Genomic DNA, 22,018 nt, shown 5'->3' with positions numbered 1-22,018 from the left:
CTGGACCTGGCGGCCCGCTAAGCCGTGCGCCCGACCTTGGCAGCACGACGTGGCTGCCGCTTGCGGACCGTGAGTCGCCGGACGAGGGCAACGACGACCACCACGACCGACGCGATCGCCGCCGTCCACACCAGGGCCGCCGATTCGTGCTCGCCCGAGGTGCGGCCGTACGCAACCCACGCCAAGCCCCACGCGGTGGCCAGCGCCGGCGGGATCCGCCCGCCACTGATGAGCGCGGTCGCCACGCCGACAGCCGCGGCCACGAAGATGCCGACGATCCCGAACGGCACCTCGGTCACGACCTCGATGCCTTCGCTCGCGAGCCACGCGTACGTGTTGGCGAAGAACGCCACCGACACCCAGCCGAGGTACAGGCCGAACGTGCCGTCGGTGACCACGGTCTCGACCACCCCGCCGATGCGCGGCGCGCCGAGAATGAACATGATGCGGATCAGCACCGCCAGCAGCAGCACGATCACGATCACCGAGCCGAGGATCAGCTCCAACTGCACCGCCCAGACCCACGCGGCGTTGAGCAGCACCGAGGCCAGCGCCCACGGCCGCAGCGCCGCCTGCCGGACCGAGCGGCGGGCCACCGGCGTGAGCTGCCAGATCGCGTATGCGGCGAGCCCGAGGTAGATCACGCTCCAGATGCTGAACGCCGACCCGGCGGGAGCCACCGGGGTCGCGTCGGCGGACAGGACCCCGCCGGCGGCCTCGGCGATCGGCGTCCCGCCCAGCGCTCCGCTGCCGATGAACGCCACCACGATCGCGGCGGCGGTGCCCAGCAGGGTGATGACCGGCAGGGCCCAGCCGGTCGGGGCGGGCAGGTCGCCGGGGCCGGCGGCGTCGGCGGGCCCGCCCGGCAGCCCGGCGTGCCGCAGTCCTGCCGCATGGGCGTCTGTCGCACCGGCGTCTATCGCGTGGTTATCGCTCGCGGGGGTCATGTGAGAGCTCATCACTCCACCCAACCACGCAAGACAGGCCGGTGCAGCCGGTCGAGAGCCTGCCCCGACCGCCCAAAGCCACGAAATCCGCTATTCCGAATCGGGATCGGCGATCCTAATTGGACTAGCCGATGCCGATTCGGAGTAGCGGATCTGGGAAGGGTGGCGGTCAGACGGTGGCGCGGAACCTCCGCAGCCGCAGGCTGTTGGCCACCACGAACACCGAGGAGAACGCCATCGCGGCGCCCGCGATCATCGGGTTGAGCAACCCGGCCGCGGCCAGCGGGAGCGCCGCGACGTTGTAGGCGAAGGCCCAGAACAGGTTGCCCCGGATGGTGCCCAAAGTGCTCCGCGACAGCCGGATCGCGTCGGCCGCCGAGCGCAGGTCGCCGCGCACCAGGGTGAGATCGGAGGCCTCGATCGCGGCGTCGGTGCCGGTGCCGATCGCCAGGCCCAGGTCGGCGGTGGCCAGGGCGGCCGCGTCGTTGACGCCGTCGCCGACCATCGCCACCACGCGCCCCTCGGCCTGCAGCCGACGGACCACGTCGACCTTGTCCGCGGGCATGACTTCGGAGATCACCGTCTGGGGGCCCGGGTCGATGCCGACCTCGGCGGCGACCGAGGCGGCCACCGCGGCGTTGTCACCGGTGAGCAGGATCGGGGTGAGACCCAGCTCGTGGAACCGGCGGATGGCCTCCGCGGAGGTGTCCTTGATCTGGTCGGCCACCACGAGGCACCCGCGGGCCTTCCCGCCCCAGCCCACCACTACAGCGGTCCGGCCAGCGCGGGCCGCCTCGGCCATCGCGCCTTCGAGCTCCTGCGTCAGCGGCATGTTCCGCTCAGCCAGTAGGGCGGGTCGGCCTACGACGACCACCTCGTCGTCGTCGCCAATCCGCCCCGACACCCCCAGACCCTCGTGGTTGGCGAAGTCCGCTACGGCCGGCAGGTCGCCGACCTCCTCGCGCGCACCGGCGGCGATCGCGCGGGCGATGGGGTGCTCGGAGGCGTCCTCCACGGCGCCGGCGCGGCGAAGCACCTCAGCGCGGTCCTCTCCGGTCACGACAGCCGTAGTGACCAGCGCGTGCTGACCGGTGGTGACGGTGCCGGTCTTGTCCAGGACGATCGTGTCGACCTTGCGGGTGGACTCCAGAACCTCGGGGCCCTTGATGAGGATGCCCAGCTGCGCGCCGCGACCGGTGCCGACCATCAGGGCCATCGGCGTGGCCAGACCCAGCGCGCACGGGCAGGCGATGATGAGGACCGCCACGGCCGCGGTGAACGCGAGGGCCGCGCCACCGCCGGTGACCATCCAGAAGGCGAACGTCGCCACGGCCAGCACCAGCACGACGGGCACGAAGATCCCGGAGATACGGTCGGCCAGGCGCTGTGCGGCGGCCTTGCCGGACTGGGCGTCGGTGACCATCTGCGCCATCTGCGCGAGCTGGGTGTCCGAGCCGACGCGGGTGGCGCGCACGGCCAGGCGGCCGCTGGCGTTGACGGTGCCGCCCACCACGACGTCTCCGGGGCCGACCTCGGCAGGCACGGATTCGCCGGTGACCATGGAGGTGTCGACCGCGGAGGCGCCGTCGACGATCGCGCCATCGGTGGCGATCTTCTCGCCGGGGCGGACGACGAACTCGTCGCCGACCTGCAGGTCCTCCACCGGGATGCGGGTCTCCACACGCTCGCCATCAACACCGCCGCGCAGGACGGAGACGTCCTTCGCTCCGAGCTCGAGGAGCGACCGCAGCGCGGCACCGGCGGAGCGCTTGGACCGGGCCTCGAAGTAGCGGCCCAGCAAAATGAACGTGGTCACGCCCGCGGCGGCCTCGAGGTAGATGTCCCCGGCTCCGTCACTGGGAGAGAGGCTGAACTCGAAGCCGTGCGTCATCCCGGGCATGCCCGCGTGCCCGAAGAAGAGGGCGTACAGCGACCACAGGAACGCCGCGGACGTACCGAGCGAGACGAGCGTGTCCATGGTGAACGCGCCGTGGCGCAGGTTGATCGCGGCGGCGCGGTGGAACGGCCACGCGCCCCACACGATGACCGGGGCGGCCAGCGTCAGCGACAGCCACTGCCAGTTGGTGAACTGCAGCGCCGGGACCATGGCCATGGCGATGACCGGGATCGACAGGACGGCGGAGACGAGGACGCGCTGACGCAGCTCGTCGACCCGGTCGGGCGCGGCGGAGTCATCGGCAGTGCTGTTACCGGTGGCGTTGCCGACGTGGCCGGTCGCCTGCCCGGTGTCGGTCACGGAACCGTCGGTGGCCGCCTCCGTGGCCGCGGACGTGGGGCGCCGCGGCGTCCGGGGCCGGGGCAGCCGCGCGTGGTACCCGGCCTGCTCGACGGTGTCCAGCAGGAGCTGCGGCTGCAGTCCCTCGGGGATCCGCACGCGCGCCTTCTCTGTGGCGTAGTTGACCTCGGCGGTGACGTCGTCGAGTTTGTTGAGCTTGCGCTCGATCCGGTTGGCGCACGACGCGCAGGTCATGCCCTCGATCTGCAGCTCGACGAACGTGGTGCCGGCGGTGGGCGCGGCGGACTCGCTGGTGGTCACGGCGTCCTCACCCCTCAGAGGTGACGGTGTACCCGGCCTCGTCCACGGCGGCACGGACCGCCGCGGGATCGACCGGATCGGAGGAGACGACGACGAGGCGACCCGACTCCAGATCGACCTCGACCTCGGTGACTCCCGAGATCTCCGAGACCTCCTCCTGCACGGAGGCGACGCAGTGGCCGCAGGTCATGCCGGAGACGGTGAAGGTTGCGGTGGCGGACATGGCGTTCTCCTCGTTCGGATGGCGGGTGTGCGGTGACTGTCGGATCGCACGGTCGGTCGGCGGGGTGGTCAGGACCTGACCAGGCGGGCGATGGCGGCGTTGGCCTCGGCGAGCTTGGCCTCGGCCTCCTCCGGACTGCCGTTCTCGATGGCCCCGGCGACGCAGTGGCCGAGATGCTCCTCGAGCAGGCTCAGGGAGACGGACTGCAGGGCGCGGGTCATGGCGGAGATTTGCGTGAGGATGTCGATGCAGTACTTGTCCTCTTCGACCATCCGCTGCAGCCCGCGGGCCTGGCCCTCGATGCGGCGCAGCCGCTTGAGGTGGTCCTCCTTGTGCGGGGTGTATCCGTGCTCAGCCATGCCGCATACGGTACCCCCCTAGGGTACCTCTGGCAAGAGTCGGCTCAATGCAGCGAGGGCCGCCACCCGGTCGACCCGGTTGGCGGCCCTCGCGCGACCCGGGAGGTCGCGAGCGGAGATATCAGAGCTGGTCGCGGAGCCGGCCTTCCGCACGATCCGGCAGCAGGTAGTCGGACGTCATCGCCGCTATGGCGGAACCGATGATCACCAGCACGAATCCCACCGCGGCGACGTACGGGCCGTAGGTGACCGCCGCATCGAGGGGCAGCCCCGACAGGATCGGGTCCGACGTCCCGGTCGAGCCGTACAGCACGTAGACGAACCCGAGGTGGGCGACGAGGACCAGGACCGCGGTCGCCGCGTTGAGGATCGCGAAGATGCCCAGCCTGGCGACGAGCATGACCGCGGTGAGGAACAGGAGCCCGACCAGCCCGAGGAAGTTCACCGGGGTGATCTCCCGCAGACCGAGCACCTCGGGCAGCTCCAGACCCGAGAGGGACCGGCCGCCGCCGGACACCCAGGGCAGGTACAGGCTGAGCATGCCGATCGCCAGGCCGACGAAGGCCAGCGGAGCGCCGATCTTGCTCTGCACGATCGGCAGGGACCTCCTCCTGCCGACCGCCGCGTCATGCTCGGCGTTCGCGTGCCCGGAACCTGGGGTGGCGTGGATGGTCATGGCGATCGCCTTCCGTGAGCCCACACACTCCGTGTGAGATACGTCACATACTATGTTGATGCGACAGCATCCGCTACCCCGGCGGGCTATGAGTTCCCTGAATTTCCGGGAGCCGGTCCGGGCGCGCCGCTACGCCCGCAAGGGCGCCGCCCGCCTCAATAGGCGGACCGGCTGTCCGTCCTTCGGGAAGGGCAGCGACTTCATGTCCATCGGCGCCGTGTAGTCCGGGTCGACGTGCCACTCGAAGTTGCGCAGCAGGTGGTGCAACACGAGCGACACCTCCGCCCCGGCGAAATGCATGCCGATGCACTTGTGCACCCCGCCACCGAACGGCTGCCACGCCTGCCGGTGGACCTTGTCCTCCCGGCGCTCGTCGGAGAACCGGCCCGGATCGAACCTCTCCGGATCGGGCCAGTACTGCTCGAGGTGATGGGTGAAGTACGGGGCGATCGCGACCATGGTCCCCGCCGGAATGAAGTGCCCCAGCACCTCGGTGTCCTTGACGGCCGTGCGCGCGATCGTCGGTACCGGGGACACCAGGCGCAGCGATTCCTTCATCACCAGATCGAGCGACCGCAGCTCCGCGAGTTGCTCGTAGCTGATCGCCTCGCCCGGGATCGCCAGGGACTCCTCCCGGCACCGCTGCTGCCACTCCGGATGCTGACCCAGGTACTGCATCATCGTCGAGATGGTGATGGTGGAGGTGTCGTGCGCGGCCATGAGCAGGAAGATCATGTGGTTGATGACGTCGTCGTCACTGAACCGCTCGCCGTCGACCTCCACCCGGCACAGCACCGAGAACAGATCGTCGCCGTCGCCCGCCCGCCTGGCCGGCAGGTACTCGCGGAGGAACTCCTCCACCCTGCGGCGACCCACCAGGCCGCGGTGCCAGCGCCCGCCCGGGATCGGGTACCGCACCAGCGCGGTCGCCGCCTGGACGCAGTCGATGAAGGCGGCATTGACCTGATCGAGACGCTCCTGACTGGCGCCCGGGGCGCCGCCCATGAATACCTCCACGGCGAGATTCAACGTCAACTGCTTGAGCCGGGGATAGACCTCCACGTGCTCCCCGGGCTGCCACTCCTCGACGGCGGTGCGGACCGCCGGGTCGATCGCCGCCGCGTACCTGGCGAGGCGGTCGGAGGTGAAGGCCTCCTGCATCAGCCGGCGGTGGGCCATGTGCTCGTCGAAGTCCAGGAGCATCAGGCCACGGTCGAAGAACGGGCCGATGAGGAACTGCCAGGCGTCACCGTTGGCGAACGCCTTGTCGCGGTTCTGGAGCACCACTCCCGATGCATCCGGCCCGAGCAGCGCCACGATCCTCGTACCGAACGCGCGGAACCACGACACGGCCCCGTAGCGGCGGTATCGCTGCTCCCAGAGCCGCATCGGATCCCTGAGGTAGTCCAGCCCGTGACCCAGGAGCGGCAGACCGCCGTCTCCCGGAACCGGGGTCAGCCCACTACCCGTCGGTGCGTTCGCCAATGTCCGTGTCACGAGCATCCCTCGATCCTCGAGCGGGCCTGTCCGTCACCGGCCGACCCGACCGCTTGTCTGACAGGTGGCCCTGTCAGTTTGAACGAGTTTGAATCAGACAGGGCCCCCTGTCAAGATCGGAACATGGCTCAGACCCCACGCCGCTACCGAGGCGCCAGCGCAGAGGAACGCCGTGCCGCCCGGCGCCGCCAGCTCCTCGACGCCGCCCTGGAGCTCGCGGGGGCCCGTGGTGTCGAGCGGACCACCATGACGGCGATCTGTGCCGAGGCAGGACTGACCGAGCGCTACTTCTACGAGAGCTTCACCGGCCGCGACCAGCTGCTTCTCTCACTGGTCGACGAGATCGCCGACCAGGTCCGGGCCGCCGTTCTCGCCGCGCTCTCCGACACCGAGGGCGACGCCGCGGCAAAGGCGCACGCCGCACTGGCCGCCTTCACGGCCCTGCTCACGGACGACCCCCGCAAAGGCCGGGTGGCGATCATCGAGTCGGCCACGGTCCCGGCCCTCCGGCACCGGCGACACGAGCTCTACCGTGACTTCGCCGCCCTCGTCGTGACCCAGGCCCGGGCCCTGTTCGGGCCCCGCGCGCTCCCGTCCCCACGGGACGAGATCAGCGCGCGGCTGCTGGTGGGCGGCCTGGGCGAGCTCGTCACGGCATGGCTCCAGTCCGAGACCGGTGCCGGCATCGACGACATCGTCGACGAGGCGACCCGGTGGTTCGCCGTGGGCATGCACACCTAACCCCGTCGGGACGAGAGGCGAACCGGTCCGCGGACCGTCCGTCCGGCCCGGCACTCTCCGGTCGTCGACGTACCCTCTGACGGTATGAGCACGTGGGTGGCGCGGTGATGGGCGGCGAGGGGGTGGCGTGGAGACTGCGCGTCGCCGGGATCCGGTACCGGTTCCGGGAGAGCCTGTTCCTCCTGCCCGCCCTGGTGATGCTCGGTGGCGTGCTGTTGGCGGTTGCCGCCACCGCCATCGACAACGACCTCGGCGACGAGGCGGAGGTTCCGCTGACGCTTGCGATGAGCAGCAACGCCGCGACGTGGCTCGTCTCGACCGTCGCCGGCGCCATGATCACCACCGTCGGCGTCGTCTTCTCTCTCACCGTCGTGAGCTTGCAGCTGGCCAGCAGCCAGTTCTCGCCTCGGGTGATGCGCTCGTTCATCCGCGACCGCCTCAGCCAGGGCGTGATCGGGCTACTGGTCGGCACGTTCTTCTACTGCGTGCTCATCCTCCCCAGCATCAACGGCGAGGCGACGGCGCCCGCCCCACGGATCTCCGTGACGCTGGCGGTGGTCCTGACGCTGGTCACCGTGGTCGGCATCATCGCGCACCTGGACCACCTGGCCCGCGGCCTCCAGGTCGGCAACCTCGCGCGCGTCATCTCCGCCGAGGGACGGGACGTGGTCACCAAGGTGAGCCGGACACCCGACGGTCTACACGGGGCGGATTCCGCAGACTTCCCCGTGCCGGACGACGCCACGGCCGTCTGCTCGCGGCGCAGCGGGTGGATCAGCCAGGTGGACACCGAGCAGATGCTGAACAGTGTCCCACCGGGCACCACGGTGAGACTGGAGACGAGGGTGGGCGCCTACATCCACGAGGGCGAGCCGCTCTTCACAGTGCACCCGCCCCAGACGCGGCGCACGCGGCACGCGCTCGCCGAGGCAATCGACGTCACCGCCGCCCGGACCATGCTCCAGGACGTCGACTTCGCCATCCGCCAACTGGTCGACATCGGCCTACGAGCACTGAGCCCGGCGGTCAACGATCCCACCACTGCAGTCGAGATCATCCTGCGCCTGGGCACCCTGATGCGGAAGGTCCTCACCTGCCCGCCGGCGCCGCTCGCGATACACGACGACGAGGGACGCGTACTGGTCCAGCCCTGGAACCTCCACCCCGACGAGTACGTCGCGCACGCTTTCGACCAGCTACGTCAGAGTTGCCTCGATCAACCCGAGGTGGTGGCGACACTGCTCCGGGTGCTGCGCATGCTCATCTCCCACGTCGACGCCGCGGGATGTCACGCCCGCGCCGACTCTCTCGATCGTCAGATGCGGTTGACCCTGGAGGCGGTGGCGGAACAACCGGGCCTACATCCGGAGGACCTGGCGCGACTGCAGGCGATGGCCTCGGACGAGACGGACCCGGCCGACCACAGCCCGTAGCGATCCACACTCACGTCCTCCTCGACCAGACCTCGTCGCCTCGAGTCCGGAAGGGCTGGCACAACACTTACCCAGGTGGTGTCCATGTGCTGGGCACGGACGGATTACACTCCGTTTGTCAGTGACTCGCACCACAGCAGTCCGGGGGGACCGTGCCACTTCGTCGAACCGCGATGCGCGCAGCCGCATTCGCCGCCGCCATCGCCACCGCAGTCGCCGGAGGAGCCCTGGCCGCTCCCGCCGCCGGCGCTCAGGGGTCGTCCAACGATCCGGCGCCCACCTTCTACCAGCCGCCGGCCGCCCTGCCCGCGACCTCCGGTGAGCTCATCAAGACCGAGCCGTTCCCGCTGGCCGGGGCGATCCCGCCGATCCCCGGCGCCGCTCCGATCTCCGACGGCGCCGGCCCGCTGTCCACGGATGCGCAGCGGATCATGTACACCTCCGTCGGCTCGCGCGGCCAGGCCATCGCCGTGACCGGCACCTACCTGCAGCCGCGCGCACCGTGGACCGGACCCGGGTCACGCCCGTTGGCGGTCGTCGCGCCGGGGACCCAGGGCCAGGCCGACCACTGCGCGCCGTCCAAGACGTTCCAGAACCTCGCCACCGTCCGCACGGACCCGCCCGGCGTCGGGTTCGGGTACGAACTCATCCAGGCCTACGCCCTGCTGGCCCGCGGGTACGCCGTCGCGGTCACAGACTTCGAGGGCCTGGGCACGCCGGGACTGCACTCGTACATCAACCGCGAGTCCCAGGCACGCGCCGTGCTCGACCTCGCGCGCGTCGCGGCGTCGGTGCCGGGCGCCGATGTCGCCCCGGACGCCCGCACGGTCCTCGCCGGCTACTCGCAGGGCGGCGGCGCGGTGGCCGCGGCCGCCGAACTGCACCCGCAGTACGCGCCGGAGGTCAATCTGGTCGGTACCGCTGCGGGCTCGCCGCCGGCCGACCTGCTGGCCACCCTCGAGCAGGTGGACGGCACCGCGATCGCGGGAGTGATCGGCTACTCGCTCAACAGCCTGCTGGACGCCTACCCGGAGATGGGTCCGCTGATCGACCCGTACTTCAACGACCGCGGCCGGGCCATGCTCGCCACCACCGCCGACCAGTGCATCGGCGAGACCGCCGTCCAGTTCTTCCAACAGCGCACCACCGACTTCACGGTCTCGGGCCGGTCGGCCGGTGACATCGTGCGCTCCGAGCCGGTGCTCATGGGGTTCCTCGAGCGTCAGCGGATCGGCCGGCTCGCGCCCACCACGCCGGTGCGGATCCTCTCGCCGGTGAACGACGACGTCGTCCCCGGTCACCAGTCACAGCAGCTCGGTCGCGACTGGTGCGCGCAGGGCGCCACCGTGGACATGGTCATCGACCCGTCGCCTCCCGTCGCACCCGGGCTGGTGATCGGCCACGCCGCGCCCATGCTCACCGGTCTGGACAGCACCCTGCGGTACCTGGACGACCGCGTGGGCGGCGTCCCGGCGCCGAGCAACTGCGGGACCTACTGAGGCCAGCGGCTCCGGAACGCCGGGCCCGTCGTCGACAAGACAGTTCCGCACACCTTCGCCGAGAGGCAGGTGTGCGGAACTGTCTTCTCGATACGTCCCCCACCGCCGCCCCTACGGTTGCGCAAGCAGGTTGCGCAAGCAGGTTGTAGACTCGCCGGAGTGACACCCGCCGACCCGCCCATCGACCCGACCGCTGCCCCGCGGCCCGACATCGCCGACCTCGCAGAGGACCTCCGCCAAGTACTGCGCCCCCTGTGGCGACGGTTCAACTCCCACCGGACGTTGTCGCTGGGCAAGGTCGGGATCCTGTCCCATCTGGAGCAGCGCGGGCCCCTGACCGCGACCGACCTGGCCGGCCTCGAGCGGATCAGTCACCAGGCCGTCGCCAACGCGGTCCGGGAACTCCGGGATCTCGGTCTGGTGTCGCGCAGTCAGGATCCGGCCGACGGCCGCCGCACCCTCGTCACCATCACCGCAGACGGGCGCGAGCAGCTCCGCACCGAACGCGGCGCGGGCCAGGACTGGCTGACCCACGCGCTCACCGGTCAGCTCGACGACGCCGAGCGCGCCCGACTCGCCGCGGTGATCCCCCTCCTGCACCGCCTCGACTCGGAGGACGCCCGATGACCCCCCACCGCCGACCGGCACCCCGCTGGTTCGTCCAGGCGCTCGTCTACGCTGCCCTGACCAGCTCCATCGTCAGCTCACTGGGCATGCTGCTCGTCCCGTCGGTGGCCACGGAGTTCGGCATCCCGGTGAGCACGGCACAGTGGATGCTCACGGCCAACCTGCTCGTCGGCGCGGTCGCGACCCCGATCATGGGCCGCCTCGCCGACGGCCCCCACACCCGCGCGCTGCTGATGACCAGTCTGGGCGTCATCTTCTTCGGGTCGATCGTCGCCACGGTCGCGCCCAACTTCACGGTCTTCCTCATCGGCCGCGCGATGCAGGGGCTCCTCTACGGCACGGTGCCCATCACCATCGCACTGGCACGTCGACACCTCACCTTCACCGAATCCCAGCCCACGATCTCGACCCTGTCGGTCACCGTCTCGGTGGGCATGGGCTTGGGGTATCCGCTCACCGGCATCCTCGCGGCCGCGTTCGACCTGCGGGCCGCGTTCGCCTTCGCGGCGCTGTTCGTCGCCACGGCGGCCATCGGTGTCTGGCGCTTCGTCCCCGCCGGCCCCGATCCGCTCGCACCCCGGACGCCGTTCGATGTTGGCGGTGCCCTGCTGTTGGGCGGCGGGCTGGCCGCGCTGCTGCTGTGGATATCCGAGGGCCAGACCTGGGGCTGGGGGTCGGCCACCGCGCTGGTCGTCCTGGTCGTCGCGCTGAACACGTTGTTCTTCTGGATTGTGCACAGCATCCGCACCCTGCATCCCCTGGTCAATCTGCGCGTGGTCCGCCGACCGGAGGTCCTGCTGGCCAACGCCACCGCGATCGGCCTGGGCACCGCCATGTACATCGGCCTGTCCATCGCCAGCCTCGTGGCCCAGGCACCTGCCGACACCGGCTTCGGCCTGGCGGTGCCGTTGATGTGGGCGGGCTTCATGATGGCGCCGCTGTCAGTGGGCAGCCTCGTGGCCAATCGCGTGGTCCGCGCGCTGTCCCGCCGCTACGACATGGCGGTGTTCCTGCCCGCCGGCGCGGCGGTGATGACGGTGGCATCGGTGCTGTTGTGGCTTCGTCACGGCGACTTCCGGACGCTGGCCATCGGCATGTTCCTCTTCGGCGCCGGGATCGGGTCGGGCTACGCCGCGATGCCCGCGCTCATCGCCCGCAGCGTGGCGGTCGACCAGCTCGGGAGTGCAGTGAGCTTCAACCAGGTGCTGCGCACAGTCGGCGGCGCGGTCGGCGCGGCACTGTCGGCCGCGGTCCTCGCCGCCCACCCGTCAGATTCCGCCTACTCGACCGACGAGGGCATCACGATGGCGTTCGGCGTGGGTGTGATCTGCTGCGCGACGGTGATGCTCGCGTTGGTGCTCCATGCCGTCACAGGTCGACGACGACGAGCTCACCGGTAGCCCCGGCGTCCCGCATCTGGAGCGCAACAGCCCTCAGGCGACGCCGCTGCGAGGAAGGAACCTCTGGTTCGCCACCGGGGCTCGAACGGTCATCCTCACTTCTTCTGCCGACGGCTGCCGCCGTGCCAGTCCTCCTGCTGGCCGACCGTGTCCGCGTCGACTCCGAACGCGGCGAGCTGCGGCTTCTCGCGAAGACTGCGCTTGAGTTCGGCGAAACCCGGGAAACGGGCGAGCCCCACCACGTGGTCCCAGAGCTCGGCCGCCGCGTCCTCGTGTGGCAGCCGGCTGATCACGGGCCCGAAGAAGGCGACGCCGGTCGGTGGCTCGAAGTGGATGATGGGCGTGCCCACGTCCTTGCCCGTCAGTGCGAGCGCCTCGTCGGTCTCCCGGCGGATTTCGGCGTCCCACGACTCGTCGTCGACGGCGTCCGCCAACTCGATCGGTAGACCAGCGTCGGCGAGGACCAGCTCGGCGAACTCGCTCGTCCCGCGCCGCTCACGCTCTTCGCCTTCGCTGCGGTCGTCGCCGGCGTCGGGAGCGGTGTCGAAGATGCGCGCCCCGAAGGCGGCGTACAGCGGCGCCATCGCCGCCCGGCCGTGCTCGGCTCGCGCACGAGCCGCCACTCTCAGGAGCCGCAACCCGGCGGTGTGGCCGGCCTCGTACTCAGGGGGGAAGTGCGCGTCGTAGTCGACCTGGGCGTTGACCAGGCGCAACGAGATGAATCGCCAGTCGACGGAGTAGTCGCGCTGCGCCTGCACCTGGCGCACCCACTTGCTGGTCATCCAGGCAAAGGGGCAGACCGGGTCGAAGTAGAAGTTGATGTCGGCGTCCATGGGCTCACCCTAGCCATCGCACTCGACGTCCCCGGCGCTCGCGGATTCCCGTCGTGAACCGATACCGGTCCGCAGTGACGCCGCGGTCGCCGCGGTGCCCGCCGTCTATTCTCAGCACACCGACGGTCCGTATGTGCGGCCATCCCGGCGACCAGGAGGTCTCGACGTGACCGACACACCAGCCGATCGCGCACAGAATCGAGGCGACGGGCCGAGGGTCCGCCGCCCACGGGTGATCGTGTTCGACGTCAACGAAACCCTGTCCGACACCACGGCGATGTCCGCTCGGTTCGCCGACGTCGGGGCACTCGGCTCGCTGTTCCCCCTGTGGTTCGCGGATCTCCTCCGCGACGGCTTCGCCCTCACCGCCGCCGGCGCCGCTCGCCCGTTCGCCGACATCGGCACCGGGCTTCTGAAGGTCATGCTGTCGCAGGTCCAGCTCAATCGACCTCTCGACGAGGCGGTCGAACACATCATGAGTGGGTTTGGCGGCCTCGACCCCCACCCTGATGTCGTCGACGGCATCAGGGCGTTGACGACGCTGGGGATCCGGTTGATCACCCTGAGCAACGGCTCGACGCACGTCGCGGAGAAACTGCTCACGTCCGCCGGTGTCCGAGGCGACTTCGACATGCTGCTGTCCGTCGACTCCGCCGGCGTGTGGAAACCAGCCGCCCCCGCTTACGAGTTCGCACTCGAGCAGTGCGCTGTCGACCCCGGAGATGCCATGCTCGTGGCCGTCCATCCCTGGGACATCGACGGCGCCCACCGTATCGGCATGGCGACTGCCTGGATCAATCGCACCAACGGCGCCTACCCAGAGCATTTCACCAGGCCGGACCTCGAGGTCACCGACATCAACCACTTGGCGCGCCGCCTCGCCTGAGATGGCGGTTGACCCCCTGTCCGGGTTGCGGAACCAGAACCCTCCCTCTACGCGCAGGCTTCCGAAGACACTGCGGCCGACAATGGTCATCACGGCGAGGTGTCTCCGGTAGAGCACACTCAGTCGGCAATCACCGAGGTATGGCTGCAAGGGTCGAGCAAAGCAGCTCTAGAGCTCCCTCCAGATCGCCGAGAGCTGGAGTGGCGAGGCTGAGACGGAGCGCGTGGGGCGCGTGGGGCGTGATGGCGAAGGCCTCTGCGGTGGAGACCAAGATCCCGGCTTCGGCCAGCCGGGTTGCAGCCTGATCGGCGCGCATGTCCGCCGGCAGCCGTAGCCAGCCGAAATACGACGCGGGGTGGGCTGTGTACTCCATCCCGCGGAGTGCTCGGCGCGCGATCTGCTGACGGGATCGGGCGTCACCGCGTCGCCCCTCCTCCAGCCTGGTGACGGTCCCGTCCTTGATCCACCCGGTTGCCAAGGCTGTGACGATGCCGGGGGCGCCCCAGCTCGTGGCGCGCAGGCTACGTGTGAGTGTCTCGACGTGCTGGTCGGGAGCCACGGCGAATCCAAAGCGCAGGCCGGTGGCGACGTTCTTCGACAGGCTGGCGATGTGGAAGGTTCGCTCCGGGGCGATGTCCTGCAGCGGCGGCGGTGCTTGATCGTCGAGGAAGGCGTACGTTCCGTCCTCGACGAGAAGGACGTCGTGGGCGCGGGCGATGCTCGCCAGGCGTTCGCGCGTGATGTCGTCCAATGTCCAACCGAGGGGATTGTGGACAGTGGGCATGGTGTAGATCGCGCGGACGGGTCGAACGTCACATATCCGGTCGAGCGCGTCCAGGTCCGGGCCGTCGGGAGTCGTAGGGAGAGCGACAAGATCGAGTCCACGTGCGGTGCACACCATTTTCAGGCCGGGATAGGTGAGTGCATCGCCCACGATGACCTCGCCCGCCTTGGCGGTGGAGGTCAAGACGCAATCAAGGGCCTGTTGTGCCCCTCCTGTCAAGAGAACCCTTGCGGGGGGCACGTCGATATTCCGGTCGAGGAGGTAGGTGGCGACAATGGCCCGCTCGTGACTGCGTCCGCCGGGCGGTTGTTGATACAGGAGTGAATCGAGATTGCCCGAAGTCGACATTTCGCGCAGCGCGTGGCGTAACAGTGTGACCTGGTCAGTCGCCAAGGGTTGGTTGAACGACAGGTCCGCGATGCGAGGCACGGTGAGTCGCCGGGACGGTTCCAGTCCGTCATGCCCCTGCTGATCGCGGACGAAGGTCCCTCGCCCGGGTTCTCCGGCGATCAATCCCATTGCGGAGAGCTCGGAGTACACGCGCGTGGCCGTAGCCAAGGCGATCCGGCGCTCGGCGGCCAGTGCACGGTGGGTAGGAAGTTTGGTTCCGGCGGGCATTTCACCGCTGCGGATGCCTGCGGCGATCTGATCGACGATCGACTTGTAGGCGGCTGGACGCACAGCCCTCCTTTCCGCGTGTGTATCTAGGACAATATGTGGATCGTACCAACCCCGGGGGATTAGCGTCTGGGCCAACCACATCACGAGAGGGACCCCATGCCTGACGCTCTGCAGAATCTTCCTGTAATCGACTACCTCCGCAAGCATGTCGCCGGCACGTTGGAGCCGGGCGATCGCACGCACATGCGGTATCCGACCGCGATTTCCCAATTCCTGGGCTTCCGAATCGCCGAAATCGATCTCGGCCGCGCGGTGGTGCAACTGGATGCCGACGCATCAGTTCATGGAAATCAGCAGGGGACTGTGCACGGCGGGATGCTGGTCGAGCTGGCAGACGCCGCGATCGGCACCGCACAGTCCACGCTGATCCGTCCGGGTGAATCGTTCACGAGCATCGATCTCAAGGCGACGTTCCTGCGACCGGTGTGGCGTGAACAGCTCACCGCGACAGCACACGCAACCCACCGCGGACGAACGGTGAGTCACTACCTCTGTGAGATCACCCGCCTCGACGGAAAGCCGGTCGCGACAGTGACCAGCGCCGTGATGACGCTGCGCGGCGAGAAGGCGGAAGGCCGATAAGCACGCCCCTTGCCGGGCGACGAAGAAGGAAAGTAAGAATATGCCTCTTGTTCACATCAATATGCTTGCCGGCAAGACCGACTCGTACCGGCAAGCAATTATCGACAGCGTCTACCAAAGTTTGCGCGAGACCTTCAACGTTCCGGAGGATGACCAATTTGCGGTTATCACCGAACACGATGCTGCGAATTTTCGCTACGGGAAATCTTATCTCGGGATCCCACGGACGGACGACCTGGTCTTCATACAGATTACTGCGAACAACACGCGGACGATTGAACAGAAGAAAGCACTCTTCGGACGGATAGCCGAACTCGCGGGTCAGGATCCAGGCCTTCGGCCTGAAGACGTTTTCGTGAGCCTGGTCGAGGTAGCGCAAGAAAACTGGTCACTCGGAAATGGACTAGCGCAATACGCCTAGCCGATCTTCGGTGCACTTCCCGTCGCAGCCCAGCACAGGAGCGTTGGCAAGCTTCCTTACCCGAATGGGCCCCGCCCGATGAGTACACCGATCATCACGCCGGCGGGGCCATTGACCGACGCGCGGACGCGAGGCCCGGCGAGCCGGCTTCGGCTTCGACTCCGGTCTCCCTTCGATGATGTTCTCCGAGTCCGTCGACTCCACCCGAAAGTTCCAGCCCAGCTCGTCCCGGCGACGGAACCGAGTCCGCACACTCCCGCGGCTGACGATGAGCACCTCCTCGCCACCATCACCAGAACGGTTCAGCAACGTCCCGATTCGATCAGCCATGAGGAGACCCTTCCGCCCGGAATCTGTATCAATAGATCCTAAACCCCACGGGAAGGTGTTTCATAAGTATCAAACTAGACCCTGTGACACAGCGGCGACGGTTGGCGGCATGCCGTCCCGCACGGGTGTAATCCAGCGGGATCCGCTCGAGCCAGCTATCTCGCGGGTCGCGAGTCGATTCGACGAATGTGGCGTCAGTCGTCAGATGACGGGGAGGACCCGGATACGAACGGCACTAAATGGCTCCGAATGGTGTGCTCACCACGTGCCTTGGCAGGTACCGCTCACCCATTGGCCGGGAAGGCCGATCATGTCGCCTGCATCCGGCGACTGTCCTCATCCAGTGTCATGGCCGACCCGCAGGTAGCGCCCTCGAACCGTCCCGGACCGGCGGGGCGATGTGATCCCGGAAGAACGGCAGGTAGAGGCACAGCATCATCGCCCCGTAGATCGACAGATCGAGGAACAAGCCCACCCCGTCGGTGACGAAGGTGATGAGCCCGATGTGGAAGAGAATCCCCACCACCAACGCCGCCCAGCGAGTCCGCGCGAACCAGAGCCCAACTGCCAGGAACGCCTCGATCGCGATGGACGCGACTGAGACCGCCACGAGGAACTGGGGAGGGGGATCGGCACCGACGATGGTCCGCCAGAAGCCGTGCTGGACCATGGATGCATAGAGCTCGGAACCCGACAAATACGTCTCATTGACCTTGGTCAGGGCGGCGAAGGCGTAGACGATCGTGAGCTGGATCCTCAATAGCTGGGGTTCACTCACACCCATCGCGAGGATCGCGCAGATGACGATCATCAGATAGGTGTGGTGGTTGTACATCCCGAGACCGAAAAGGAACACCGACAGTCCCGCGAGCGCCGCCGCGGCCGCAAGCCGAGGCCACCAGCCCCGCACGAGCAGGAACGCCGCCGATAGGACTGCCACCCCCACAGGCAGTGCGACCGGTGCCTGGTCGGTGAACCCGATCCCGTCCTCGTGGGAGATCGACGCGACCACCGTCAGTTGCAGCACCTTGACCGCGACCAACGCGCCGAAGACGGTTCGGAAGACGGTCAGCACCGGTACTCCCTCTCGTGGACCGACAGACCGTCCTCGACACCGGTTCGCGCCACCGAGACCAGATCGGGGTACCGCTGGCACAGCATCCCCGGCACGGCATCGCTGTAGGAGATCGCGCGGGTGACCATCGGCAGATCTCCCACATCCAGCACCCTCTCGGCGCCCTCCGCGGTCGAGCCGGTGTACGTCCCGTGCTCCACCGCGGAGAACATCTGCCAGCTGAACGGGTACTCGCGGGTCGGAAGTCCTCCCTCCTCGGCCCACCGCGTGGCCAGGAGGAGGGTCGGCAGGGCGATCTGGACGGAAACGAAGAGCACGACCACCGCAGCGGTGCACAGGGAGATGACCCTGGACCGCGCCATCGACCGGCCCGCCCTCACCACGTGATGCGCTCGGGCCGGGCGTCGGCGAGGATCTCCGCGCGGTCGTCGGCCAGCAGGAAGCCCTCCGCGATGAGCCGGTCGGTGGCCTCCTCATAGGCGCGCAGGTACTCGTCCCGGCCCGACCACCGCTGACGCAACTGCTCCTCGGCCACCTCCTCCGTGCGTCCGAGGAGCATGCAGAAGGGCGCAGATTGCAGGTACGGGGCCCCGACCAACTTCTCGACAGGGGCCTCTACAGCTGGAGTGCGTACGCCACCGCGGCCGATGCCCAGATCGCCGGCGATCACCTCGTCGTCGTCGAGTTCGACCGGCGGCGCGCCAGGCGGCCTGGCCCCACCGGCCACCCACGACACCAGGTGACGCAGCGCGGCCCGCACGACGAACACCTGCTGGCCACTGTTGATGGCACCACCGCAGTCGACCAGGCCCGCCAGCTCTCCCAACTGGTAGGCGTCCGCGTGCGCCTGGCCGGCGATCTCCCAGGTCACCACGTTGTCAGAGTCCGGCTGGCGCGAGCGCGCCGAGTCGAGCAGGCCGCCCAGGTCGCCCTCGGCCTGGACGACCAACACAGGGGTGTCGAGGTCGTCGCGCAGGAGCATCGTGGACGAGCGGACGGCGGTGGCGATTCCGGCCGCGCGGCCACGGTCGTCGAACGGCAGTGCCCCGCCGCCTCGACTGTGCAGCAGGAACCCGTCGAACACGCCGACCAGCGGGTGCACGCCGTCGATGTAGGAGGTCAGGGCGATCGCCGACTGCGACTCCCCGATCGCGATCACCGTCTCCGGCGCCAACCCTGCCAGGGGGCCGTCGTCGCGGGCATCGCGGCAGAACCGGCCCACCTGCGTGACGATGTCGTAGGAATACGCATCGCCCGGGTGGTGCAGATCGCCGTAGCGCTCCCGGCGCTGCGCACGCAGGCCCGTGGTCTGCCCGCCCATCCCCACGGCCGCGTCACCGCCCTCGACGCCGATGAACTGCGCCGACACCCCGACCCACGCGTGGCCGGCCCGGATGATCTCGTCGGCGAGGTAGGTGTACTCCGGTGCCGCGTCCTGGCCGCCGCTGACGTTGAGCCACTCCACCAGCACCACCCCGCTGAACCGCTCGGCATCGGGCCGGCGGACGAGCACGCGGGTGGCGAACGGCGCCGAGTCGGCCTGAGCCAGCTGGATTCGCCCGTCGGTGGGCACTTCGCCGACCGCGTAGGACGCCGCCTCGCCGGACGCGGCCCACTCCGACTCCGTGTACCCCGCTTCCGCGAGGTCCGGGCCCGGGCGGGCGGCCATGGGCGGGGCGATCCGGCCTTCGGTGAGTTCGGTGAACGTCGGGGTCACGACTGGCTGCATGGGTCCGATTCTCCCCCGCCGGCCGCCGTCGCCGGATCCCTTTCGTCCACAGCCGCAGCCGGACCACTGTCGACCTACGCGGGCGGGTCACTCTCCGGCGGCGTCGGCCTCAGCGGTGGTGAACGTGGGCACCTCGGTGGCCGTCGTCGAGCTCGGCGTCGTGACGCTGGAGCGCGTGGTGTTCGGGGTGCTCGTCGCCGGGGTCGTCGAGTCCTCGTCCTGGGTCGCGGTCCGCGAACTCGTCCGGTTCGGTGAGGTCGCGACCGGGGGCGAGGGCGAGGTCGTCACGGTCGACGAGCCGGAGGGCGTCGACGGCGGGGCGCCCCGCCGGTCGCGCGACCCGCAATCACCCAGGTGCTTCTGCGCCATCCACGCCGGGGCCCCCCGGGCGATCGCGTCGGCCGGACAGGTCCCCAGGTAGATCGACACGTCGCCGACCCTGCGCCACCTGCCCCCCGAGTACGCCACCCAGTAGGGGTCGCCCGACACCGCGCTGGCCATGATCGCCCACCCGGAGCCGCAGTCGATGATCTGCGCGCCGCTGTTCGGGTAGAGCAGGTCGGAGTTGATCACCCCGGCGTCGCACTCCGGCCCCGACACCTCGAGCACTCCGGTGACCTCCGGGGCGGAGGCCGGCGGGACGAGTCGCGATATCCGGGGCGACGAGGGTGAGGTCACGGGAGCGGACGTCGTCGCGTCACCGGCCACCCGGTCCGGGCCCTTGCCGCCGGGCCTGACGAGCGCCGTCACACCGACCGCCACCACGAGCACCGTGACGAGGGCGGCGAGAACCACAACCAGTGTTCTCGAGGTGACGGGCTGGGGCAGTCCGGTCATCGCGCGTCTCCCGCCCGCTCGGAGGCCACACCGATTGTGAGGTCCCCCTTACTATATTCAGGGTCGCCATGAGGGTCAACGACCCTGACCCGCCCATGACGAACTCTCCAGATCCCCTGCCGGCCGCACCCGGGTAGTGGGCGGGCAGCATGTCTCAGCCACGCGATCACCGAGTAGGGAATGAGGCTGGCGGAGGGCGGCGGGAGCGGGCCGACGCGAGCTCCCACCCATGCCGCCTGCCATCGGAGTTATCAGAGGCGGAAGCCCGGTGGCAGCGGGACCGGGGTCGCATCGCCGGCCCCGGCGAGTGGATTCCACACGTAGACAGTCGAGTTGTAGGTGGCGGCCGCATTCGGCTGCCCGGGCGCCGGCTCCTGCTGAATGCGAAGCTCGACGTGGAAGTTGCTGTGCTGGCCCAGGAGGACTCGCGGAGTCTCACCCGGCTGGGTGGCGACGCGCTCACCGCGATGGAACAGCACGACTCTGGTAGGCGAGGACACGGTCCCCCCAGCCGTCTCGAGGAAGAGAAAACCGAGCTCGCCGCACAGGTTGGCGTGCGCGCCGACGATCCAGCCGACGCCTGGGAACGGACCCGGCGTCTCGGACGCGATCCGTTGGACGTCGACCGAGCAGTTCGCCGGAGGCGGCATGAGTGAATCGGTATTGACCGCCGCCGCTGTGGGCGCTGCGGCGACGGCGACGCCAGCGGCGGCCACGGCCGCGGCGACAGTTCTCGTGAATCCGGTCATGGGAGCCTCCTACCGCGCTGACGCCAAGGAAAGGTGACGTCGATCACATGCTAGAAGGGGTCAGCAACCGGGTCAACGGTCTTTCCGGTCTCCCCCGCAGCCACCCAACCGCTGAGCAATCCGGCCGCCACGACTGCCGCAGAAGAGAAAGGCTCGCGTTTCATACACCGCTCATCGGCAGGTTCCGCACACTGTGCCCGGCGCCCACATGGGCGGGGACGGGCGTTCCTCGTCGTCGTCGCCGTCCGGCTCGGTACGGTGAGCCCACGGCGCGCGCCGACCCCGGTGGCGACGCCCTCCCCGCCCGACAGGAGGTCTCGTGACCAGCCAGGACATCGCCACCCACGTTCTCGACGAGGCGGTCACGCTGGAGCCGATCGGCGAGAACCTCTTCCGCGGCCGCACGCACGAGGCGTATGCCAACATGATCGGTCCGTTCGGCGGCACCACGGCGGCCACCATGCTCAACGCCGTCCTGCAGCACCCAGACCGCCACGGTGACCCGCTCGCGCTGACCCTCAACTACGCCGGGCCGGTCGCCGAGGGCGAGTTCGTCATCGAGGCCCGCCCCGCCCGCACCAACCGCTCCAACCAGCACTGGTGGATCGAGATGCGCCAGGGCGACGAGGTGGTCACCACCGCCACCGCCCTCACCGGACTACGGCGCGAGACGTGGTCGGAGACCGAGGCCGCACCGCCCGTCGTCCCCGCGCCCGAGGACCTCAGCCCCACGGGCGCCGATCGCGGCGTGCGGTGGGTGGACAACTACGACATGCGGTTCGTCACCGGTGGGTGGGACGACGTGGCCTCGGGCGAGGAGAACCCGGAGTCGACGACGACGATGTGGATCCGCGACGTGCCGACCCGCGATCTCGACCATGTCGCGCTGACGTCGATGTGTGATTCGTTCTTCCCCCGCGCCTTCCTCCGGCTCGGTCGGCCGGTCCCGGCAGGCACCGTGACGCTGACGATCCACTTCCTGGCCACCGCCGACGAGATCACCGCGCAGGGCACGGACTTCCTGCTCGGCAGCGTGCACTCGCACCGGTTCCACGGCAACTACCACGACGAGGCAGCGCGCTTGTGGAGCCGCGACGGCAGGCTGCTGGCCACCGGAACGCAGCTTATGTATTTCAAGGGCTGAGGTATTTC

General features: G+C 69.1%; 22 protein-coding genes. 9 read left to right on the top strand and 13 right to left on the bottom strand.

Annotated elements, in window-relative coordinates; all coding sequences use genetic code 11:
* Positions 1 to 17: 17 nt before the first annotated feature.
* From AC3DE3_RS05895 to AC3DE3_RS05870, 6 genes are all read right to left on the bottom strand, one after another.
* Positions 18 to 947, bottom strand: coding sequence for a TspO/MBR family protein (locus tag AC3DE3_RS05895; protein WP_488369328.1), 930 nt, complete (start codon positions 945 to 947; stop codon positions 18 to 20).
* A gap of 169 nt (positions 948 to 1,116) precedes the next feature.
* Complete coding sequence (locus AC3DE3_RS05890; RefSeq protein WP_488369624.1) at positions 1,117 to 3,438, bottom strand: heavy metal translocating P-type ATPase; 2,322 nt, start codon at positions 3,436 to 3,438, stop codon at positions 1,117 to 1,119.
* A 73-nt stretch (positions 3,439 to 3,511) separates the two neighbouring features.
* Positions 3,512 to 3,727 carry a heavy-metal-associated domain-containing protein gene (locus AC3DE3_RS05885; RefSeq protein ID WP_488369327.1) on the bottom strand — a complete coding sequence of 72 codons (216 nt, stop codon included), beginning with the start codon at positions 3,725 to 3,727 and terminating at the stop codon, positions 3,512 to 3,514.
* Positions 3,728 to 3,795: 68 nt separating this feature from the next.
* A complete protein-coding gene (locus AC3DE3_RS05880) occupies positions 3,796 to 4,086 on the bottom strand; it encodes a metal-sensitive transcriptional regulator (RefSeq protein WP_488369326.1) in 291 nt (96 codons plus the stop codon).
* Positions 4,087 to 4,207: 121 nt separating this feature from the next.
* Complete coding sequence (locus AC3DE3_RS05875; protein ID WP_488369325.1) at positions 4,208 to 4,786, bottom strand: hypothetical protein; 579 nt, start codon at positions 4,784 to 4,786, stop codon at positions 4,208 to 4,210.
* 105 nt (positions 4,787 to 4,891) lie between these two features.
* Entirely contained in the window at positions 4,892 to 6,259 is a 1,368-nt protein-coding gene (locus AC3DE3_RS05870) for a cytochrome P450 (RefSeq protein ID WP_488369623.1), read from the bottom strand.
* 123 nt (positions 6,260 to 6,382) lie between these two features.
* On the opposite strand from AC3DE3_RS05870, the gene AC3DE3_RS05865 reads away from it, so the two are divergent.
* The 5 genes from AC3DE3_RS05865 to AC3DE3_RS05845 all read left to right on the top strand — a co-directional run bounded on the left by AC3DE3_RS05865 (position 6,383) and on the right by AC3DE3_RS05845 (position 11,959).
* Positions 6,383 to 7,000, top strand: a complete 618-nt coding sequence (locus AC3DE3_RS05865; RefSeq protein ID WP_488369324.1) for a TetR/AcrR family transcriptional regulator — start codon at positions 6,383 to 6,385, stop codon at positions 6,998 to 7,000.
* Between the two features lie 92 nt (positions 7,001 to 7,092).
* Complete coding sequence (locus AC3DE3_RS05860; RefSeq protein ID WP_488369323.1) at positions 7,093 to 8,433, top strand: DUF2254 domain-containing protein; 1,341 nt, start codon at positions 7,093 to 7,095, stop codon at positions 8,431 to 8,433.
* A 173-nt stretch (positions 8,434 to 8,606) separates the two neighbouring features.
* Positions 8,607 to 9,932 carry a lipase family protein gene (locus AC3DE3_RS05855; protein WP_260485892.1) on the top strand — a complete coding sequence of 442 codons (1,326 nt, stop codon included), beginning with the start codon at positions 8,607 to 8,609 and terminating at the stop codon, positions 9,930 to 9,932.
* 159 nt (positions 9,933 to 10,091) lie between these two features.
* Positions 10,092 to 10,559 (top strand): MarR family winged helix-turn-helix transcriptional regulator, encoded by a 468-nt coding sequence (locus AC3DE3_RS05850; RefSeq protein ID WP_488369322.1) that lies wholly within the window; start codon positions 10,092 to 10,094, stop codon positions 10,557 to 10,559.
* Entirely contained in the window at positions 10,556 to 11,959 is a 1,404-nt protein-coding gene (locus tag AC3DE3_RS05845) for an MFS transporter (protein ID WP_488369321.1), read from the top strand. The genes AC3DE3_RS05850 and AC3DE3_RS05845 overlap by 4 nt, the downstream gene beginning before the upstream one ends.
* Positions 11,960 to 12,054: 95 nt before the next feature.
* Here the strand turns inward: AC3DE3_RS05845 and AC3DE3_RS05840 are convergent, their stop codons facing one another.
* The gene (locus tag AC3DE3_RS05840) at positions 12,055 to 12,792 is read right to left on the bottom strand and encodes a mycothiol-dependent nitroreductase Rv2466c family protein (RefSeq protein WP_488369320.1); all 738 of its coding nucleotides are present in this window, start codon (positions 12,790 to 12,792) and stop codon (positions 12,055 to 12,057) included.
* A 166-nt stretch (positions 12,793 to 12,958) separates the two neighbouring features.
* On the opposite strand from AC3DE3_RS05840, the gene AC3DE3_RS05835 reads away from it, so the two are divergent.
* Positions 12,959 to 13,678, top strand: a complete 720-nt coding sequence (locus tag AC3DE3_RS05835; protein WP_488369319.1) for a haloacid dehalogenase type II — start codon at positions 12,959 to 12,961, stop codon at positions 13,676 to 13,678.
* Between the two features lie 130 nt (positions 13,679 to 13,808).
* Here AC3DE3_RS05835 and AC3DE3_RS05830 read toward each other — a convergent pair whose 3' ends face one another.
* The gene (locus tag AC3DE3_RS05830) at positions 13,809 to 15,143 is read right to left on the bottom strand and encodes an aminotransferase-like domain-containing protein (RefSeq protein WP_488369318.1); all 1,335 of its coding nucleotides are present in this window, start codon (positions 15,141 to 15,143) and stop codon (positions 13,809 to 13,811) included.
* Between the two features lie 183 nt (positions 15,144 to 15,326).
* Between AC3DE3_RS05830 and AC3DE3_RS05825 the strand changes: the two genes are divergently transcribed.
* Both AC3DE3_RS05825 and AC3DE3_RS05820 read left to right on the top strand, forming a co-directional pair.
* Positions 15,327 to 15,725 (top strand): PaaI family thioesterase, encoded by a 399-nt coding sequence (locus tag AC3DE3_RS05825; protein WP_488369622.1) that lies wholly within the window; start codon positions 15,327 to 15,329, stop codon positions 15,723 to 15,725.
* 40 nt (positions 15,726 to 15,765) lie between these two features.
* Positions 15,766 to 16,146 (top strand): tautomerase family protein, encoded by a 381-nt coding sequence (locus AC3DE3_RS05820; RefSeq protein ID WP_488369317.1) that lies wholly within the window; start codon positions 15,766 to 15,768, stop codon positions 16,144 to 16,146.
* Positions 16,147 to 16,822: 676 nt separating this feature from the next.
* Here the strand turns inward: AC3DE3_RS05820 and AC3DE3_RS05815 are convergent.
* The 5 genes from AC3DE3_RS05815 to AC3DE3_RS05795 all read right to left on the bottom strand — a co-directional run bounded on the left by AC3DE3_RS05815 (position 16,823) and on the right by AC3DE3_RS05795 (position 20,866).
* Positions 16,823 to 17,551: an HTTM domain-containing protein gene (locus AC3DE3_RS05815; protein WP_488369316.1), complete on the bottom strand. Its 729-nt coding sequence runs from the start codon at positions 17,549 to 17,551 to the stop codon at positions 16,823 to 16,825.
* Entirely contained in the window at positions 17,545 to 17,913 is a 369-nt protein-coding gene (locus tag AC3DE3_RS05810; RefSeq protein ID WP_488369315.1) for a hypothetical protein, read from the bottom strand. Before AC3DE3_RS05810 ends, AC3DE3_RS05815 begins: the two co-directional genes overlap by 7 nt.
* Before the next feature lie 14 nt (positions 17,914 to 17,927).
* Positions 17,928 to 19,280, bottom strand: coding sequence for an alpha/beta hydrolase domain-containing protein (locus AC3DE3_RS05805; protein ID WP_488369314.1), 1,353 nt, complete (start codon positions 19,278 to 19,280; stop codon positions 17,928 to 17,930).
* Positions 19,281 to 19,367: 87 nt separating this feature from the next.
* Positions 19,368 to 20,117, bottom strand: coding sequence for a hypothetical protein (locus AC3DE3_RS05800; RefSeq protein ID WP_488369313.1), 750 nt, complete (start codon positions 20,115 to 20,117; stop codon positions 19,368 to 19,370).
* 251 nt (positions 20,118 to 20,368) lie between these two features.
* On the bottom strand, positions 20,369 to 20,866 hold the full coding sequence (locus AC3DE3_RS05795; protein ID WP_488369312.1) for a hypothetical protein: 498 nt from the start codon (positions 20,864 to 20,866) through the stop codon (positions 20,369 to 20,371).
* A gap of 319 nt (positions 20,867 to 21,185) precedes the next feature.
* On the opposite strand from AC3DE3_RS05795, the gene AC3DE3_RS05790 reads away from it, so the two are divergent.
* Positions 21,186 to 22,010, top strand: a complete 825-nt coding sequence (locus AC3DE3_RS05790) for an acyl-CoA thioesterase (RefSeq protein ID WP_488369311.1) — start codon at positions 21,186 to 21,188, stop codon at positions 22,008 to 22,010.
* Positions 22,011 to 22,018 lie beyond the last annotated feature (8 nt).

Source organism: Dietzia sp. IBK-p2-16D (genome assembly GCF_057773085.1).
The sequence above is the reverse complement of the archived record's forward strand: the minus strand, read 5'-3'. Positions and strand labels throughout refer to the sequence as shown.